Genomic DNA, 18857 nt, shown 5'->3' with positions numbered 1-18857 from the left:
GTTTCAAATTGATAAGCCTGTCTGAAAAGAGTGCTGTTTATGCCCTTAAAAATACTGCTCTTGTATCAAGATCACTTACTCAGATGAGAATTGCAGTTTAGCCAAATGCGCATAAACATTATTTTTTATAATGAGTTGTGTGTTCCTTCTTCCACAAAAGCGCCTTTATCCATCACGAGAATACGATCTGCTTTTAAAACTGTTGCCAAACGATGTGCAATGACCAAGGTTGTATGATTTGCATCAATCCTTCTACGGCATTTTGCACCAACTTTTCACTGTTTGCATCTAAAGCAAATCTTGCTTCATCAAGCAGTAAAAGTTTGATTTATAATAATAATTCATTGTTTTGTATGTTGAATGAGAATTCCGAATACCGTAAGATTCTCTCATTTCAAACCTGTTCCATGGTGAACCAATCAAAACCATGTCTTTTGCACGTACCAAGCGGAGAGAGCCCGCGTGAATAAAAAAACTATTAAGAAAGGACTTAAAATGCCTATAATAAATTATCTCAAGTGCCAAGGGCTGTAGCAACATCCACGAGTTGGCAAATACAATGATGGTGCCGGCTTACAACAAGAGGGGTGCATTTCTTAAAATCGCCCGTGCAATACCGATGCGTTGTTTTTGCCCCCAGAAAGCATAGTACCACGTTCTTCTACTTGCGTATCCAAGCCACCTAGTAAAGCTTGAATAAATTCAAGTGCATTGGCAGCTTTAGAAGCGGCAAAAATTTCCTCTCCATGGGTATGTTCAGTTCCAAAAAAGAAGAAAAGTTTGCAATTATTTTATTTCAAGTCTTTATACTCTAGGGAAGAAAGGATTTTTGCGTGTATTTCAAAATGATTTTTGAATTTAAAAAACGCAACCACAATGATTTATAGACCCATCTGTTTATGTCGGATGCGTTTTTGAATTAATATTTAAAGTGCACTCTTTGATAGGATCAAAAACTCATCGTTTGCAATCGTTTTGTTTAAAACCCTTGTACCCCATAAAGAGGAGGCTTTTACATGCCAATATTACCAAAACGATTTTTGAATTTAGAAAGACGACCACCACGATCTACGAGCGTTTGGGAGCCACCTGTCCATGCCGGATGCGTTCTTGGATCAATATCTAGATTAAGAGTATCGCCTTCTTTTCCCCAAGTAGAGCGCGTCGTATATTGGGTTCCATCCGTCATAACAACGGTAATTTTGTGATAGTTGGGGTGAATATTCGCTTTCATGCGTCAAACCTTTTGCGTTTATAGAATGAAATAGCACTTGCTTGTTTTTTTAAGTGCACTTCCTTTGTCTTTTTGATACATTGATTAAAGTATTTATTCCTATAACTGAGCACGCATCAAAAAACAAGTGTTCAAGATACATCATTGTATCAAGTGTTACAAATCCAATACAGTGAGCAAAATTTTATGACATTACGTTCTCGTTCAGAAAAATCGACAAAGCCTTCCCCTAAGAAATCTTCATTCTCTTCGCTTGCAATTTTTGTTCCTTATCTTTTGCGCTATCGTTGGTTGTTTATCTTTGCTTTTCTAGCGTTATCTGTTGCTGCTCTTGTTACATTAGCTTTGCCTGTGGCTATCCGCCAAATGTTTGATCATGGGTTTTCTACTTCAAGCCATGGACATATCAATTTTTACTTTGGAATTTTGTTTATCTTAGCCTTGTTTCTCGCATTTGCTTCAGCAGCCCGTTATTACTGTGTTATCACCTTGGGAGAACGGATTGTTGCCGATTTACGGCGTGATGTGTTTGTCCATATTATGAAACTTTCTCCTGCTTTTTTTGATCGGTCACATTCAGGAGAGATTGTTTCAAGGCTTCTAACAGATACCACACAAATAAAATTAGCTGTGGGCTCTACCGCCTCTACCGCTTTGCGTCAGCTGATTATCGTGATCGGAGCCGTCGTGATGATGGTGATCACCAATGCTAAATTGTCTTTGTTGGTTTTAGCGGCTATTCCTGTTGTGGCCATTCCCTTGGTAGTCTTTGGACGTAAAGTTCGCTCTCGTACCCGCGCGGCGCAAGATCGTCTTGCAGATGCCAATGCTGTTGCTACAGAGCAGGTAAGCGCTATTCGCACTGTGCAAGCTTTTACCGCTGAAAAACTCGTTACAATACGTTTTTCACAATTGATAGAACGTGCTTTTCAAACAGCACGTGCTTCTGTAATCTTGCGCTCCTTTTTTACGGGGTTTGCAATTTTTTTGGTTTTTAGCAGTGTGGTTGCTGTTTTATGGATTGGATCGCGTGATGTTTTGAATGGAACGATGACAGGAGGGACATTAGGGCAATTTGTCCTTTATGCGGTTTTTGGAGCTTCTACTTTTGCGCAATTATCGGAACTTGGAGCAGAATTAATCCAAGCAGCAGGCGCTGCTGAACGGCTTGCCGAATTGTTACAAGAACAACCTACTATTGTAGCACCTAAAAATGCTTTATCATTAGAGCAACCTATTCGAGGTGAACTTGTTTTTGATCAGGTTGATTTTACTTATCCTTCTAGACCACAAGAGAAGGTTTTACGCTCGCTTTCATTTTCTGTAAAAGCAGGCGAAACGGTTGCTTTTGTTGGGGCTTCTGGAGCAGGAAAAAGCAGCATTTTTTCTTTGATCCTTCGTTTTTATGATCCGACAAATGGAACAATTCGGTTGGATGGCATGGAAATTAATCGCCTTTCTTTACAAGATTTACGCAGTGCAATTTCCTATGTTCCACAAGATGTCGCCATTTTTGATGGAACATTGCGTGATAATATTATTTTTGGAACTGAAACTACCCATGAAGAGGAAATTCTTGCTGCCGCTAAAGCGGCTAATGCACTTGAATTTATTCAAGCTTTACCAGATGGCTTGGATACGCAAGTAGGAGAACGTGGTACCATGCTTTCTGGGGGGCAAAAACAACGCATTGGTATTGCACGGGCAATTTTAAGAAATGCACCCCTGTTGCTGCTTGATGAAGCAACATCTGCTTTAGATGCAAACAGTGAAAAGTTGGTGCAAGACGCTTTAGAAGGATTGATGCAAAATCGAACAACATTGGTCATTGCGCATCGTTTAGCAACAATTTTAAAAGCAGATCGTATTCTTGTGATGGATAAAGGCGCCCTTGTGGAAGAAGGAACCCATGCCGAACTTGTGGCAAAAAATGGTGTTTATGCTTACCTCGCAAAACTCCAATTTTCGCCTGAGTAAGTGATCTTGATACAAGAGCAGTATCTTTAAGGGCATAAACAGCACTCTTTTCAGACAGGCTTATCAATTTAAATCTCTCATGGAAAAAAGAAAAGCAAGCATTGAGATGTTTTTCTTTTTTAACGGGCTGTTCTTTTTTCTGCGCAAGATGGAGCATTTTATAAAGACACTTCTGTGTACAGAATGTAAAATGATACCAAGTTAATCTCTATGGGCTATTAAGATGTGCAAGGAGTTCTCTTCATAACAGCACTGTCACGTTGATTTATAAGGATAATTCATTGTTTTTCATGAAAGATCATGAATACCATAGGATTTTCTCATGTCAAACCCTCATAGTGAGTCAAACAAAATCTCTTGGCTTGCTCATCACAAGCAGAGTTGGTGTGTGGAGTAAAACGGTACAAGAAAGAGGTAAAATACCTCCCTTGCCCCTTTACGTTCTAAGGGCTGTCAAAACATTGGGGCGCTGACAAAAGAGTATACGCTGGCAAAAAGTATAATAGGTGCTCGCTTTCTTGAAGCCTTTATGCGGCTCATTTGATAGGCTCTAGGGACACAAGCTCTATCCTAAAGACTGACCACACTCTTTAAAAAACTGAATATTAAAATTTTTTCATGCCCTCTCTCACCGCTCTAAACAATAGTGTTTACCGAAAATCATGACAAATTGTAACTCACAAATACGCTTCTCTCTATTGCAAGAGTATCCTTTTATGCTCTTTCAAAAACACGAACACTTTTTGAATATTGTTTGCAGATCCGTCTTATTGAAAAAGAGCAAAGACTTTTTTAGCACTTTTGGGCTTCTTATAACTTTTGTATGAGCGCGTATAAGCAACAGCTTTTATAATAAACTGGCTTTTGGCAAAATCGTAAAATTTTATCAAATTTATTGTTTGTAAATATCACCACGACCACTGTTCTGCTCTTGCAGACACGCAACCTCAAAACACTTTCTCTTTGCTCATAAATTGTCTCTCCAGCTCGCTCTTCCAGTCATAGCCCATAAAAATAAGGATAGAGTACTTCGATTGAACACCATCTTCTCACCCCCTGCCCCATATATTTTACAGCTCTCAATTTTATAGCCACCCCCTTGTCGTGCTTTAAGAAGGCATTTTAACGATGATAAGAACATGTACAAAGAGGATATATCTTTAAGGTGTTTATGTTTTAAAGCTTGCACCAAATCATAATTTTTTTGCATAGCGAGCCAAGCATATGCAGCACTGACACCTTAACCATTTCAAACCGTTCAGCTGTTTTAGCAACAGATAAGCCAAGTTCTACGATTATATCTTCAACCACGAATTCACCGAAGTACGGAGGATTTTCATCATTTTTTAGCGCTCCCTCTTCAGTGATCCTCTAGATAATTAACTTCATTCAGCATCTATACCAGCAAAGCGAAATATTACGTGCTAATTTTCCTTTACATTCATTAGCCAAGCCCCCTCAAAATGACCTTTTAATAAATAGAGCTAAAAGGATAAGTCTTCAAAACCATTTGGTGAGATAGCTATATCAAGAGCACCGAGAATACGACTTAGTTTCTAAGAATAGGCGATTTTCCCCCTTTTATTGTATCAGTCTTGTAGAACTTTAAACCCTTTATCTTCAAATCAATAAATCATAATTGGATTATATTGCATAAAGATGCTTTTTCTCATTTTTCCATTTAACACACGATAAGTTACCATTTAGGCACGATGAGAAGCTTGCCCCTTATATCATGATTTCAGAACCACATGAGAAGAATAAAAGATGATGTGGCTTAATAAGAGAGTTTTTTCATAAGCCGTTTGGGTGTCTTAAGGTCAAGGATGCCGATAGGCGCAACTTGTAAAGGGTTGCCTTGAGGCTTAAGGACCCAAGGCTTGTTAGTCCCTTCATTAAAAGCGGATCTGATGTCATTATTTTGGAGAGCGATTATTAAGAATTTGAGAGGCAGACAGCCTCTCATCTTGATTTGTATGCAAACGAAGTGCACTCTATTTATTCAGGGAGAATAAGAACATACCCAGGAGGTGCTAAACGGAATAAGAGAGCGTCGTAACCCCACGCAGCAGACAGGGAGCAAATAGAAGAAACGCCTTCAGCAATTGCCATGAGTAATGCGAACGATATACCGGCTTCATCTGCTGTTGCTTCGCGGCGTTCTATGAGGTATCCGAAAAAAAAACAAAAAGCACGCTAATCCACTCGCACCTGCAAAGAAGCTTAGTACGGCATGAACCGGCCCACGTATGTTGAGCAAGATAATAAAAATTATGAAAGTAAATACTGTAAAGATCCCTTCGAATACCCCACGCACCATATTGCACAATTTTCGCATCATAATTGCAGAAAAGCTCTGTTCTGCGTATCGATTTTTTCTTTTGATGCTTGTATTCTTAGAAGATATACCGTCCACAACTCCCCCGTTTTAAGCCAAGATGCTATGAAGTTATTTATTTTTAATTATATCATCACAAAATACAAGAAAAATTTATCCATTTTAACGAAAAAATAGGTGTTTTATTGAGGTGCAAATCTATTTTGTTAGCAAGAGTTATTCAATTCGTTCGCCAATAGAAAAACTACCCCCATTGAAGAGGAAGCTATCCTGACGCACAAAAGCTTCATAAGCTGTATTCCAATCCGCTCAGAAATCGCAACTCTCTAATCTACCCGCTTAATCCACCTTTGAAACTGCAATAAAATAAATTCTGCTGATGACAAGTAATGACAACATGAAAAAGAAAAAATATCACAATATCAAACTCTTCAATACAGTATGAGCTTTATGATTTTCACTCAAAAAGCAAGTGCCCACCCATGAACGACACCATACTAAAGTGCTGTGCATTCACAAATTTCCTAGCATTATCTCCCCTTCTCGAAATTGCACACCTCTCCCGCAATCTTATCTCTCGATAGCACCCATTAAAGACTTTTAAAAGGTCCAAGGAAAAAACTCTCTGAGAAAGCTTTCAAGCCTAAAATGCCCCCGCCATTTTTATCATGATGAGGGCACCAAAAATCACGCAGAAATATGAAAAATCTCTCCGCATTTAAGAACAGAGCTTGTGCTTCAATCGCACGCTTTTTCTTGTTCTTTTGTCCATTGTCCCAAAGCCGCAAGATGATTCATCCGAGCCCGATGACTAAATGCCTTCTGTGCAACAGTAATATTCTCATCTTTTCCAGCCCATGCTTTTAAAGCAGCTGCTTGCAATGCTCGTCCATAGGAAAAGGTCAATTTCCAAGGCAATGCGCCCAAAGAATTCATAGCAGATAAATGCGCCGTTGCTTCCTTATCAGACTGTCCTCCAGAAAGAAAAGCAATTCCAGGAACAGCAGCAGGAACAGTCTGTTTAAGCACTTGGACAGTCTTTTCAGCAACTTCTTCAACAGAAGCCTTGCGAGCATCCTTTCCATCAATCACCATATTGGGCTTTAAAATCATCCCCTCCAAAAGAACACGAGCTTCAAACAATTCTTTAAAGACAGCCTGCAAAACAGTGCGTGTCACCTCAAAGCAGCGTGTAATTGAATGCCCACACGATGATCCATCCATCAACACTTCCGGCTCAACAATGGGCACAATATTGAACTCCTGACATAAGGCAGCATAGCGTGCAAGAGCTTGTGCATTTTGTCTTATGGCGCCTCTTGTTGGCAAAGTGTGTTCATCAATAGCAATTACCGCACGCCATTTAGCAAAACGTGCTCCCAAAGCATAATAATTTTTTAGCCGCTCACGAAGACCATCCAACCCTTCGGTAATTGTTTCTTGGGGAAAAGCAGCCAAGGGTTTTGCACCGGTATCAACTTTAATCCCTGGCAAAGCGCCTGAATCCCGAATAAGATCCGTCAACATTTTCCCAGTTGATGCTTTTTGCCGAATGGTTTCATCAAATAAAATAACCCCAGAGATGGCGTTTTCCATCGCTTCTTTTGTACTAAAAAGCATTTCACGATAAGCACGGCGCTTATCTTCATTGGATTCAACACCAATGCTTTCAAAACGCTTTCCAATGGTCGCCGTACTTTCATCTGCCGCCAAAATACCTTTACCTGCATGCACCAAAGCAAGTGCAATATCTTCAAGCCGTTCATTCATAAAAAATTCCTCTTTATTTTGTCTTAATTTCTAAAAATGCGCAACACTATCAAAAAACACTCTACACGACTGTATAGTTTTTCTTTAACCTTCCCTTCAAAGAAGCCCTTTAAGCCTGCATGAGGGCAAGAATACCAGGAAGAGTCTTTCCTTCCATCCATTCCAAAAAAGCTCCTCCAGCAGTTGAGAGATAAGTAAAATCATTGGCAACACCGGCATGATTAAGGGCAAAAACCGTATCGCCCCCTCCCGCAATTGAAACCAACTTTCCCGTCAAACTACGTTCTGCTGCATGGCGTGCAACGGCAATGGTTCCCTTATCAAAGGGAGACATCTCAAAAACACCAAGGGGTCCATTCCACACAAGAGTAGCAGCTTCATCTATCGCAGCATTGATATGCGCAATAGAGCGCGTCCCAATATCCAATATCATGCCATCTTGTGGAATATCTTCAATGTCATAAAGACGATGCGGTGCATCTTTTTCAAAACGAAATCCAACGACAGCATCCTGAGGGAGCAGAAGCGTACAGTGACACTCTTGCGCTTTTTTAATGATTTTTTTTATCGTTTCCATCAATGCATGTTCACACAGTGATTTTCCTACATGGATACCTTGCGCAGCTAAAAAACTATTAGCCATCCCCCCACCAATAATTAAGGAGTCAACTTTTTCCACCAAATGATTGAGCACAAAAAGCTTACTAGAAACCTTTGCTCCTCCCACAAGGGCAACCACAGGACGTGCTGGATTGCCAAGTCCTTTTTCTAATGCCTGCAATTCACCTTGCAAAGAACGTCCTGCATAAGAAGGTAACAAATGCGTTATTCCCTCTACCGAAGCATGGGCACGATGAGAAACTGAAAAAGCATCATTAACATAGAGATCTCCATTATGAGCCAAAGCTTCTGCAAAAGAACAATCATTCTTTTCTTCACCAGCATAAAAACGAACATTTTCAAGCAGTAAAACACCACCATTTTGTAATGACTCAACTGCAACCTGCACCGCCGAACCGATACAGTCAGGAGCAAAAGCAACCGGCTGATTAATGATCTTTTCCAGCACTTGCACAACAGGACGGAGTGAAAACTCTTGCTCTACCTTCCCTTTGGGGCGACCACAATGAGAAAGCAGAATAAGTTTAGCACCACACTTTTGCAGCTCAACGAGTGTCTCTTTATGTCGTACAAGACGCGTCTCGTCACAAACTTTGCCCTGTGCCATAGGAACATTAAAATCTACGCGCACCAGAACACGTTTGCCCAAAACATCAACATCATCAAGTGTACGAAACCCCATCACTGCTTCCTCTTCACTTTCCATTGTTTCAAATAAAAACGCATCCAACTACCCTGCCCACTTTTCTTTCCACTTATCCCCCTCTTTGCTTTTACAAGAGATCCACGACAGCCTATCTCTCACCCTTTGCTTAATAAAAATCCAAAGCTTTTATCGTCAAATGTACAAAAGCCCACCATTGCTCTTAATCTTCATATTCCATTGTGGCAAACAAATGCATTGGCTCAACTTGATCTCTATTAAAGCTTCCTTTTACTTCTAGGAAAAAGAGTTTACATCTCCTGTTTCTGTTTTCTAACGTTTTCTCAAAAGGTATCTCGTTCAGATCTTACTTTTTAAAAGTTTACTCTTTCATGCATCTTTTAAAAGCACGTATTGACACAGTATTAAAACAAAACACATCATCAATTTTTCAATAGCCTCTTCTCTCTAGCGCATGAGAACAACAGCCTCTATCTGTTTTTCTCAAAATTGCACAAAAATGAGACTTTTCCCTATAAAAAGAGGACCCTGAGGTCCTCTTATATTGTCTTAGCAAAAGCCACTGCCGTATCACTCATACGGTTAGAAAAGCCCCATTCATTATCATACCAAACCAGAACGCGACAGAGCTTACCATCAATCACTTTGGTTTGATCATTGTGGAAAATAGCTGAATGAGGATTATGATTAAAATCACAACTCACGAGTTTCTCTTCTGTAGTGTCCAAAACGCCCTTCAAAGAACCCTGTGCAGCAGTAGCAATAGCTGTATTAATTTCTTCGATTGTTGTGGAACGCTTAGCGATAAATGTCAAATCAACCACAGAAACATTAGGGGTCGGAACACGAATCGATACACCATCAAGCAATCCCTTTAATTCTGGCAAGACCAATCCCACAGCTTTTGCCGCTCCTGTTGAGGTAGGAATCATAGAAAGAGCTGCCGCACGTGCACGATAAAGGTCCCGATGCATTGTATCCAATACAGGTTGATCACCCGTATAAGAATGGATTGTTGTCATAAAGCCCTTTTCAATGCCGACCGTATTGTGTAAAACTTGTGCAACAGGCGCCAAACAATTGGTTGTACAAGAAGCATTTGAAACAACGCGATGCTCGCTGCTTAAAGATTGATGATTAACCCCATAGACGACCGTAAGATCTGCTCCTTCAGAAGGCGCAGAAATAAGAACACGCTTTGCCCCCGCATCTAAATGAGCACTTGCTTTATCACGCGCAGTAAAAATACCCGTACATTCCAAAGCAATATCGATATCCAAATCTTTCCAAGGCAATTGAGCAGGATCACGCTCTGCGCATACCTTTATTAAACCACCTCCCACATCAATAGCATCCCCTACCACCTTAACGATCCCAGGAAAACGCCCATGAACTGAATCATAGCGTAATAAATGGGCATTTGTTTCCACCGATCCCAAATCATTAATTGCAACCACTTCAACATCTTGTCGTCCACTTTCCACAAGTGCACGTAAAATATTGCGACCAATACGACCAAACCCATTAATTGCAACACGAACTGTCATTTCACATGTTTCCTCATCAATTTTTAAGCACAACATTTAAAACACAATAAATGGGTATTTCACCAATCCAAAATCATTAATTCCCACAATGTCAATATCTTGATCACTTACTCACTTATCCACAATAATGCACAAGATCATCCACAATACTGCACAAAATATGATGCCCTACAATCACCCCATTCATGACAACACAAGCTGTCACTTTGTCTTTTCCTCTTTGATCTTTTCCAGCTCTTTTTCAACGGTGGCAACAACATTTTCCCAAGTAATACCAAAATGCGCATAAAGGGCATCAATTGTTCCACTTGCCCCAAAGCCCTCCATACCAATAAACACACCATCACAGCCAATAAAACGGTCCCATCCTTGGGCGACAGCAGCTTCAATGGCAATTTTAATCGGTGCATCTCCAATGAGAGCACGCTGATAGGAGAGAGATTGTTGAGAAAAAAGTTCAAAACAAGGCACAGAAACCACACGCGTTGGGATGCCTTTTTCTTCTAACACCGCATGTGCCTCCACTGCAATTTGCAATTCTGAACCAGAAGCAAACAGCGTCACTTGTGCATCATCGCTAGCTGTTAGGAATTCATAAGCACCAAGCATACAGAGATTTTCTTCTTCATACTCTTGACGCAAAAGCGGTAGATTTTGTCGACTTAAAGCCAAGGTAGAAGGCGTCCCGCGTGCTTTCAAAGCCAATTGCCAACACTCGACTGTCTCCATAGCATCGGCAGGACGAAACACAAAATGATTAGGCATTGCACGCAGGCAAGCCAAATGCTCCACGGGTTGATGGGTCGGACCATCCTCACCAAGACCAATAGAATCATGAGTCATGACATAAATCACCCGCAACCCCATGAGAGAAGACAAACGCATAGCAGGACGCATATAGTCAGAAAAGCATAAAAAGGTTCCCCCATAAGGAATAAAGCCGCCATAAAGGGCAAGACCATTCATCACAGCTCCCATTGCATGTTCGCGAATTCCATAATGCAGATAGCGCCCTGAAAAATCTTCAGCAGAGATACTTTTCATCTGGCTGCTTTTTGTATTATTAGATCCGGTTAGATCAGCCGAACCACCAATAGTCTCAACAACAACCTCATTGATCACTTCAAGAGCCATTTCCGAAGCTTTACGCGTAGCAACAACGGGGCGCTCTTCAACCAATTTCTGTTTATAAGTATCAATAGCGCCATCAAATCCGCCCACGAGATCGCCCCGCATCAATCTTTCAAACTCCACACGCTCTGAGATAGGAAGATCAGCAAATTTTTCTTCCCATTTTTGGCGTTTTTTAGCAGCATTGAGACTAGCCAAGCGCCAATTATCGAGAATATCGGCTGGAATAACGAAAGGCTCAGCATCCCACCCTAAAGCGATACGGGTTTCAGCGATTTCTCGTGCGCCCAAAGGGGCTCCATGAACTTTATTGGTACCCGCTTTATTGGGTGCTCCAAAACCAATTGTTGTTTTACAAGCGATCAAAGTTGGTTTATCGGAATTTTGTGCCGCCTCAATAGCCCGCGCAATTGCTGCTTGATCATGCCCATTGACTTTATGTGTCTCCCAACCAGAAGCTTTAAAACGCGCAATCTGATCTGTACTATCAGCAAGGGAAATCTCTCCATCGATAGAAATATTATTATCGTCCCACAACACAATAAGCTTATTGAGTTTCAAATGACCGGCAAGGGAAAGTGCTTCTTGAGATATCCCTTCCATAAGGCATCCATCGCCCACCAACGCATAGGTGTAATGGTTGATAAGATCACCAAAACGGGCATTTTGCAAACGCTCTCCAAGAGCCATCCCCACGGCATTCGCCAACCCTTGTCCGAGAGGACCAGTCGTTGTTTCGATTCCCGCCACATGCCCATATTCTGGATGCCCAGCAAGCTTTGCTCCTAATTGGCGAAAATTTTTGAGATCTTCAATGCCAATATCTTCATAACCAGAAAGATACAAGAGAGCATAAAGCAACATAGACCCATGTCCTGCTGATAACACAAAACGATCACGGTTAGGCCAGCGAGGTTTTTTGGGGTCATGAGCAAGGAATTGTGTATAAAGAACCGTAGCAATATCGGCGGCTCCCATTGGCAAGCCTGGATGACCAGAATTTGCTTTTTCAATCGCATCAATAGCAAGAAAACGGATAGCATTGGCCATCTGATTCTGTTGGTGGGTGTTTGTCATGAATAATCGACCATTTCGTTAAATACGTTATTCTGTTGCTTTTTCCGTATTCTCTTAAAATTCTCAAGAAATACTATTTTCTAACCATTAGCGTGAGACTTTTTGCCACCACTTCAATAACATTAATAACATTCCCCTCACGCGTCCTGTATATCCATGTCATTTATGCCAATACGCGCAAAAAATCCAGCTTTTAATTTATATCTATCCCCTGCTTTGCTTGCTAAAATATCTTACATACTTAAAAATAAAATGCACACAACACAAGAGTGAAAGTGATTCGTTTTTGCATAACACATTGATAAAGGATACAATTACCCAAAGGATAAAAGCAATGAACCAAGAGACTACAGTTCTACAAGATGCTTTAGAGCACCTAGAAAAGGCACTTAGAACTTTAGAGATCACCATAATAAACCGTAATGCCGTTATTGATAAAAATAACGAATGGGAAGAAGAAATCCAACGAATGAATGCTGACCGCAGCCATCTTGCCCAAGCGCTTGACAAAGCTGAAGCCCAAATTGAACGCTTAGAGTCCGTAAACAAAGAAGTTTCCAAACGTCTTATTAAAGCAATGGAAACAATTCGTGTTGTCATTGATAGATAAAGGTTTGAATGTATGGAAACTGTTTCCGTTACCATTGATGGTAAAATTTATCGCATGGCTTGTGACAAAGGACAAGAACGTCGTCTTATTGCGCTTGCTGCTCAATTAGATCAATATATCACACATTTAAAGAACAATTTTGGTGAAATTGGCGACCATCGTTTATCGGTTATGGCTGGCATAATGATTATCGATGAAATGGAAGAAATAAAACGAGAAAATAAAAAATTACAAGAAGACTACAATGCTCTTTTACGACTCCACAACGAAAGAGACCGCACCATGGGGAAAATTATGCGTGACACCACACAACGCATTGAAAATCTCACCAACCAATTGCTCAAAGATGATCAAAACCACACAAACATTCAAGAACAAGAACAGGAAGATTTCTAAAAAGTACATCAGCGCATAATAAACCAGAGACTTGACTTGTCCGCCACATCTCACAGGATAAAAATTCTTAAACCCACGCCAGTCTGTAAACAGTCTGGTTTCTTATAGGAAGGATTCCAGCTACTCACGACTTATGGGATTAACTTAAACCTCAACAAGAAAGCCCTACCCTGAATATTTCACCTCCGCACAAACGCTTCCTATATCAAGGAGGCTGCCTTATATCACCACATTTCAAATGAGATGTCTTTTAACAGCGCAATAAGATAACAAAACCAACATCATGTAAAAAAATCATATAAATGACAACAGCAACAAACAAATAAAGCACCCTTCGAAAAAAAGAACTATATTCATGTTCCCTATGAATGCATGTCCAAAATCCTTGCCCCTAGATAATATCAAGCAGATTCAATATATTAAAAAAATAACCTTATCTATTATACCGTAAAACACCGCTATTTGATAATATAAGCACCATAGAGTCTTTGCACCTAGAATGTTCATCCGATGAAACCCACCGAAAAGAACCGTATCATTTATAAACCAGCGTGAATTAAGTATTTTCATCCTTTAGAGCAGGAAAAAAGTCAAAACCGAAGAGTATGTTAATCTCATACAACCTCAAACATCATAAACAACAATAATAGCTCTTGAAAACATCCTCTACCGCTATTTTTATCCTTATAACAAATAATCCATATTCCTCTCCCCACCACCCAAAATCTCCAAGCTTAATAAAAGAACAAGTCGGCACCATCATTATAACCAGCCCTCAATATTGCGACAGCCCCCTTGGCTCTTAAAACGGTTCATAAGAATTATGCCTTTCTTGTACAATTTTTACCCACATGTCCCACCCGCTTGTGACGTACAAGCAAAGAGTTATAATTAACAAAACATAAATAAATTGAAGAGAATTTTACGGAATTCGGGGTTCTAATTCAAGTTTAATAACGATAAATTATCATTATAAATCAATATGTTGCAAATGATCAGACAAAGCATATTTTAAAAACACATTCACCCATCACTTTTTCTCATAACATACCAGTACGATTTTTTAGGCACATAATTTTAATTTTATTCAATTCTGTTTGCAAAAGTTTAAAATGAGAACAATTTCAAGGCTCTCATTCAAAAAGAAAAAGAATAAATTCTCATTATCAATGAACATCTGGCTCGTATAAACATCAATAAAGCAATCCCCAATATGCCTTAATGAAATAAAAGGGGGGCTCCCATTAAATGCCCTACCGTAAAAGCAGCTTCCTCAGAACTAAAACAAAATCAACAGACAACATCACCGCATCTGCTCCCATCCCCAAACTGGACAACCTAACGCAATACCTTTCTATCTTACGATAAGAGATAAAAGAATAATGGGTTCTATGGAGGCATTCACAAGAGGCGCGCACCCGTTGTTTTTAAAGCCTGTTCAAAGGCGCATGAAAAAACACCATGCGTAAACGGCTCAAATCCCTTTCGTTCCATCTTGAGAGACAGAAGCAATACGTAAGAGATTTGTCGCACCGGGCGTTCCAAGGGGAACCCCAGCTGTCACAAGGAAGCGATCTCCCCCTTTGCAAAAGCCTTCCTGAAATGCAATAGCTGCTGCACGATCAACCATATCCTCTAAACTCCGTGCATCTTGCGTAACCACACAATGAAGCCCCCAAACTAAAGCCAAACGCCGTGCTGTTTCCACAATGGGCGATAAAGCAATAATCGGTCTATTAGGGCGTTCACGAGAGGCACGCACCCCGGTGGTTCCTGAAGCCGTATAGGCAACGATAGCGGATAGAGCAAGTGTTTCAGCAATCTGACGCGCAGCAAGAGAAATCGCATCCGTTCCTGTTGATTCTGGTGCTGGATGTTGTGCCCCAACCTGAGCGGCATAAGTGTGATCCTGTTCGATTTGCCGCGCGATTCGGTCCATCATAAGCACAGCTTCTTCAGGATAGCGACCAGAAGCAGATTCAGCAGACAACATCACCGCATCTGTTCCTGCATAAACTGCTGTAGCAACATCCGACACTTCTGCGCGTGTGGGAACAGGAGATGTAATCATTGATTCGAGCATTTGTGTTGCCACCACAACAGGCTTTCCTGCTAAACGACAAGCTTTTATGAGCTCCATCTGAAGTGCAGGGACCTTTTCCAAGGGCATTTCCACTCCAAGATCACCCCGTGCAATCATAATACCATCGGATACCTCAATAATTTTCTCTATATGCTCCAAGGCTTGAGGCTTTTCGATTTTAGCCATCAAAGACACCTTGCTTTTCGTCAACTGACGCACCGCTATAATATCTTCTGGACGTTGAATAAAAGAAAGAGCAACCCAATCAACAGGCTGCTGTAAAAGAGCCTGAAGATCCTCCTTATCTTTTGACGTCATCGAATCAAAAGGCAAAATTGTATCGGGAAAACTGACACCCTTTCGATCAGAAATACGGGTTCCAGCAACCACGCGACACTGTACAAAATGACCATCACAAACTTGCGCACGCAGTTCCACCCTTCCATCATCAATCAACAACCGATCCCCTGGTTTAACAGCCGAAAATACATCCTCATGAGGGAAAAAAACACGCTGTGCATCACCAAGAACATCGCGATTATCTAATGTAAAGCTTTGCCCAACACGCAAATCTTCTTGCCCCTTAGCAAAACGCCCCACACGCAGTTTTGGCCCCTGAAGATCCACTAAAATACCAATGGGGCGTCGAACTGTTTTTTCAACTTCTCGTATAGACTTGACCAAATCACCCAGCATATCACGATCAGTATGGCTCATATTAAGACGAAAAACGTCTGCCCCTGCCCTAAAAAGCTTCTCAATCATCAAACGAGAAAAAGAAGAAGGACCAAGAGTCGCAATAATTTTTACTTTACGTGCACGTTTCACGGTGGAGAATTTCCTGAAAGAGAAGGTATAACTGAATTGTTTAACAAAGACTCATCCGTCAACTGTACCATCCAACTGGTTTGATTTCCGGTATCGATCTCTTTAAATTCAGCCTTTTGATATCCTCGAGGGAAACAATCATGAACCCCTTGAATGGTAAATTGGCTATCTTGTACACACATGGTCACAGAGCCTGCCCAGTTCCCTTTTTTTTGTGCTCCTTCCGCATAAAAATAATAAAACCGTGAAGCAAGAGGCCCCTCAATTAAAGTTTTACATTCCGTCACTGGTACCGTCCACCAGCCTTCGCTCACCCACCCTGAAAATGTACGATATCCAAGAGCAACCCCTACAGACTGTTGGGTTGTATTACAAACTCTAAAGTCAGCTTTTGCAAAAACAACGAGGGGAAACAAGAGCAAAATACTCAAGAGAAAAACTTTTAATCCTTTCTGAAACACCCAATATCGTTTTTTTAAAATCACAAAACTTCCTCTATAATGTCAAATTCTCAAAACAAATTACACATTTCTTTTTTAAAAGCTTTTCAAGTCTAAAACGTATATTTTCATATTTTTCTTTTTATAGCCCTTTTATCAATGCATATATCTTAAAAATTTTACAAAATATTTAAAGTCAATTTGTAAAAAAGCTGTGTAGCTTGATTTACTTTTTATTTTCAAGCTTTTTTAACATAAATTCGTCGTCGAAAAACAACTTAAAATATATAACTTGGAGAAAAATACAATGAACGATACAGTAACCGATCAAACACACGCTATATCCGTAAACCAATTACGCTCTTTTATCGAACGTATTGAACGACTAGAAGAAGAGAAAAAAACCATTTCTGATGATATTAAAGACGTTTACACTGAACTTAAAGGCTCTGGCTTTGATAGTAAAGCTGTTCGAAGCATTATACGGCTGCGTAAAAAAGAAGAGCATGAAAGAATGGAAGAAGAAGCAATCATTGAACTTTATAAAAATGCGCTTGGTATGAATTAAAGCCATTGATAACATTGGAAATTTTCTTAAGAAAAGAAAATACAAAAAACAAATGGCAAAAAATAAATGAATGTATAAAAATTTCACCCAACAATAAGCCGTTTGTGTAACTTGTAACGAGACTATCGGTCACAGAATACACAATATTGCAACAGCCCTCACATTTAAAAGGATTTATACAGAGAATTTTTATTCTTATTCTTCAATCATTGTTTATCCACATAAACCCTCACTTGTATGCCAACCCAGTTTGTGATGTGCAAGAGAGGTGTTTTTTATGATTAAACATCAATAAATTTGAAGTGAGAAAGTCTTCCGATATTGAGGACTCTCTTCAAATTGAAAAAAAATGAATTATGATGATAAATCAATTTATTATCTACGAAAAGAAACATATGAAAATGGTCAGCAGTTGAAATCCGCTAAACGAGATTCTAAACTATTTATAAAAGAAGAGGTGGTTAAAGATCTTAATCTTTGAGGATAGGGAGAAATTCAGCATATTTACACATTTGATAAAAAGACCCTTAACAAAACTTTATTGGAATCTATTAACGGACTCATAAAGATCATTGATTCGAGAGGTTAGAATGTGATCTCTCCATTTTCCAGAAATCATCAAATAGTCTTTGGCATAGCCCTCTTTTTCAAAATGAAGGCGTTTTAATAAACGTTCGCTTTTTATGTTCTCAGGTCTATAATTTGCCATCACTCTATGTAGATGATAAACATGAAAGATATGGCGTATTAGAGCCGATAAACTCTCAAACATGAGACCTTTGCCTTGTTGTTTTTCATCAAGAGAAAAACCAAGATGACAGGCTTGAAAAACACCCCGAACCACATTTGTAAAATTCACAACACCGATGACTGTGTTTTCATTTTTTAATCGTACAGCATATCGATATGCTTGTCCCTGTGCACTTTCACAAGCAAATGCATTGGCTCGTGTTTCCCAAGCTGTTAGGGTATGGTAATCATCAGATCTAACAGGTTCAAAAGGATGCAGATGATTCGCATTACGGAGGTAATAAGAAGACAGTTCAGCTGCATCTTCTAAACCGATCAATGTAGAAATTGTTTGCTTTGTTTGAATTGCCATCATTTTCTCCTCCTAAACAATATAACAATAACACGTTGATTTATCTTAACAAATCATCATTTTTAAACTCAAATCATAATGTCGAATACAGTAAGCTTTCCTCATCACAACACTTCTTACGTTAGAATCAATGAGGATCATTTGCTTTTCCATCATAAGCGGAGGTGGTATGTTTAAAGCATAAGGTAAAGACAAGGGAATATTTCTTATGAATGCTCTCAAGTTCCAAGGGGCGCTGTAGCAACATTGGGGACTGGCAAAGTATGCAAGGGAACTGGCATACTTCCATATACGAAATTTTGAAAAAACTCACGGCAAAGATAGTTTTGTTTCTTTGCCTTGTAAGCTCAGAGCATGCTTGTTTTGCGCTCTACCATATCACTGCCCCCGTATACAAATCCCAATGACCATCACCTTGAGGTGCTATATGTTACAGTGCGATCTAAAAAGTCTCTGCCATAACTCGTCAAC

13 protein-coding genes and 2 pseudogenes are annotated in these 18857 nt (G+C 39.9%); 4 read left to right on the top strand and 11 right to left on the bottom strand.

Annotated features, from left to right (window positions below):
- Positions 1 to 75 precede the first annotated feature (75 nt).
- The 3 genes and pseudogenes from ACFIK3_RS02770 to rpmE form a co-directional block, all read right to left on the bottom strand.
- Positions 76 to 322, bottom strand: a pseudogene (locus ACFIK3_RS02770) (ABC transporter); the annotation flags it as partial.
- Positions 323 to 585: 263 nt separating this feature from the next.
- A pseudogene (locus ACFIK3_RS02765) lies at positions 586 to 767 on the bottom strand (ATP-binding cassette domain-containing protein); the annotation flags it as partial.
- A gap of 245 nt (positions 768 to 1012) precedes the next feature.
- Positions 1013 to 1234: a 50S ribosomal protein L31 gene (gene rpmE / locus ACFIK3_RS02760; protein WP_005774581.1), complete on the bottom strand. Its 222-nt coding sequence runs from the start codon at positions 1232 to 1234 to the stop codon at positions 1013 to 1015.
- Between the two features lie 186 nt (positions 1235 to 1420).
- Here rpmE and ACFIK3_RS02755 point away from each other — a divergent pair, with 186 nt between their 5' ends.
- On the top strand, positions 1421 to 3211 hold the full coding sequence (locus ACFIK3_RS02755) for an ABC transporter transmembrane domain-containing protein (protein WP_375665083.1): 1791 nt from the start codon (positions 1421 to 1423) through the stop codon (positions 3209 to 3211).
- 1176 nt (positions 3212 to 4387) lie between these two features.
- Here ACFIK3_RS02755 and ACFIK3_RS02750 read toward each other — a convergent pair.
- The 5 genes from ACFIK3_RS02750 to tkt form a co-directional block, all read right to left on the bottom strand.
- The gene (locus ACFIK3_RS02750; protein WP_375676211.1) at positions 4388 to 4522 is read right to left on the bottom strand and encodes a hypothetical protein; all 135 of its coding nucleotides are present in this window, start codon (positions 4520 to 4522) and stop codon (positions 4388 to 4390) included.
- A gap of 1765 nt (positions 4523 to 6287) precedes the next feature.
- Positions 6288 to 7319, bottom strand: a complete 1032-nt coding sequence (locus ACFIK3_RS02745; protein WP_375676210.1) for a class I fructose-bisphosphate aldolase — start codon at positions 7317 to 7319, stop codon at positions 6288 to 6290.
- Positions 7320 to 7428: 109 nt separating this feature from the next.
- Positions 7429 to 8622 carry a phosphoglycerate kinase gene (locus ACFIK3_RS02740; protein WP_375676251.1) on the bottom strand — a complete coding sequence of 398 codons (1194 nt, stop codon included), beginning with the start codon at positions 8620 to 8622 and terminating at the stop codon, positions 7429 to 7431.
- 521 nt (positions 8623 to 9143) lie between these two features.
- Positions 9144 to 10151, bottom strand: coding sequence for a type I glyceraldehyde-3-phosphate dehydrogenase (gap, locus tag ACFIK3_RS02735; protein WP_375611739.1), 1008 nt, complete (start codon positions 10149 to 10151; stop codon positions 9144 to 9146).
- A gap of 201 nt (positions 10152 to 10352) precedes the next feature.
- A complete protein-coding gene (tkt, locus tag ACFIK3_RS02730; RefSeq protein ID WP_375676209.1) occupies positions 10353 to 12359 on the bottom strand; it encodes a transketolase in 2007 nt (668 codons plus the stop codon).
- A gap of 334 nt (positions 12360 to 12693) precedes the next feature.
- Here tkt and ACFIK3_RS02725 point away from each other — a divergent pair, with 334 nt between their 5' ends.
- Both ACFIK3_RS02725 and ACFIK3_RS02720 read left to right on the top strand, forming a co-directional pair.
- Positions 12694 to 12969: a DUF4164 domain-containing protein gene (locus ACFIK3_RS02725; RefSeq protein ID WP_005774573.1), complete on the top strand. Its 276-nt coding sequence runs from the start codon at positions 12694 to 12696 to the stop codon at positions 12967 to 12969.
- Between the two features lie 12 nt (positions 12970 to 12981).
- Positions 12982 to 13365 carry a cell division protein ZapA gene (locus ACFIK3_RS02720; RefSeq protein WP_273790489.1) on the top strand — a complete coding sequence of 128 codons (384 nt, stop codon included), beginning with the start codon at positions 12982 to 12984 and terminating at the stop codon, positions 13363 to 13365.
- Positions 13366 to 14839: 1474 nt separating this feature from the next.
- Here the strand turns inward: ACFIK3_RS02720 and pyk are convergent.
- Together pyk and ACFIK3_RS02710 are read right to left on the bottom strand one after the other, a co-directional pair.
- Positions 14840 to 16276 (bottom strand): pyruvate kinase, encoded by a 1437-nt coding sequence (gene pyk / locus ACFIK3_RS02715; RefSeq protein WP_375675449.1) that lies wholly within the window; start codon positions 16274 to 16276, stop codon positions 14840 to 14842.
- Positions 16273 to 16761 (bottom strand): DUF1036 domain-containing protein, encoded by a 489-nt coding sequence (locus ACFIK3_RS02710; protein ID WP_273790491.1) that lies wholly within the window; start codon positions 16759 to 16761, stop codon positions 16273 to 16275. Before ACFIK3_RS02710 ends, pyk begins: the two co-directional genes overlap by 4 nt.
- Before the next feature lie 262 nt (positions 16762 to 17023).
- On the opposite strand from ACFIK3_RS02710, the gene ACFIK3_RS02705 reads away from it, so the two are divergent.
- A complete protein-coding gene (locus tag ACFIK3_RS02705) occupies positions 17024 to 17284 on the top strand; it encodes a DUF2312 domain-containing protein (RefSeq protein ID WP_005774567.1) in 261 nt (86 codons plus the stop codon).
- Positions 17285 to 17822: 538 nt separating this feature from the next.
- Here ACFIK3_RS02705 and rimJ read toward each other — a convergent pair.
- Positions 17823 to 18386, bottom strand: coding sequence for a ribosomal protein S5-alanine N-acetyltransferase (rimJ, locus tag ACFIK3_RS02700; protein WP_375676250.1), 564 nt, complete (start codon positions 18384 to 18386; stop codon positions 17823 to 17825).
- Positions 18387 to 18857: the final 471 nt, after the last annotated feature.

This window comes from Bartonella sp. CB10SXKL (assembly GCF_042195515.1).
In the GTDB taxonomy this organism is placed as follows: domain Bacteria; phylum Pseudomonadota; class Alphaproteobacteria; order Rhizobiales; family Rhizobiaceae; genus Bartonella.
Note: the sequence above shows the minus strand (reverse complement) of the source record. Positions and strands in the feature narration are given on the sequence as shown.

What these genes read in the sequence shown, in the direction of transcription:
- gap (WP_375611739.1), bottom strand. Translation starts at nt 10,151, where the DNA reads ATGACAGTTCGTGTTGCAATTAATGGGTTTGGTCGTATTGGTCGCAAT.
- rpmE (WP_005774581.1), bottom strand. Translation starts at nt 1,234, where the DNA reads ATGAAAGCGAATATTCACCCCAACTATCACAAAATTACCGTTGTTATG.
- ACFIK3_RS02705 (WP_005774567.1), top strand. Translation starts at nt 17,024, where the DNA reads ATGAACGATACAGTAACCGATCAAACACACGCTATATCCGTAAACCAA.
- tkt (WP_375676209.1), bottom strand. Translation starts at nt 12,359, where the DNA reads ATGACAAACACCCACCAACAGAATCAGATGGCCAATGCTATCCGTTTT.
- ACFIK3_RS02755 (WP_375665083.1), top strand. Translation starts at nt 1,421, where the DNA reads ATGACATTACGTTCTCGTTCAGAAAAATCGACAAAGCCTTCCCCTAAG.
- ACFIK3_RS02745 (WP_375676210.1), bottom strand. Translation starts at nt 7,319, where the DNA reads ATGAATGAACGGCTTGAAGATATTGCACTTGCTTTGGTGCATGCAGGT.
- ACFIK3_RS02720 (WP_273790489.1), top strand. Translation starts at nt 12,982, where the DNA reads ATGGAAACTGTTTCCGTTACCATTGATGGTAAAATTTATCGCATGGCT.
- ACFIK3_RS02725 (WP_005774573.1), top strand. Translation starts at nt 12,694, where the DNA reads ATGAACCAAGAGACTACAGTTCTACAAGATGCTTTAGAGCACCTAGAA.
- rimJ (WP_375676250.1), bottom strand. Translation starts at nt 18,386, where the DNA reads ATGGCAATTCAAACAAAGCAAACAATTTCTACATTGATCGGTTTAGAA.
- ACFIK3_RS02740 (WP_375676251.1), bottom strand. Translation starts at nt 8,622, where the DNA reads ATGGGGTTTCGTACACTTGATGATGTTGATGTTTTGGGCAAACGTGTT.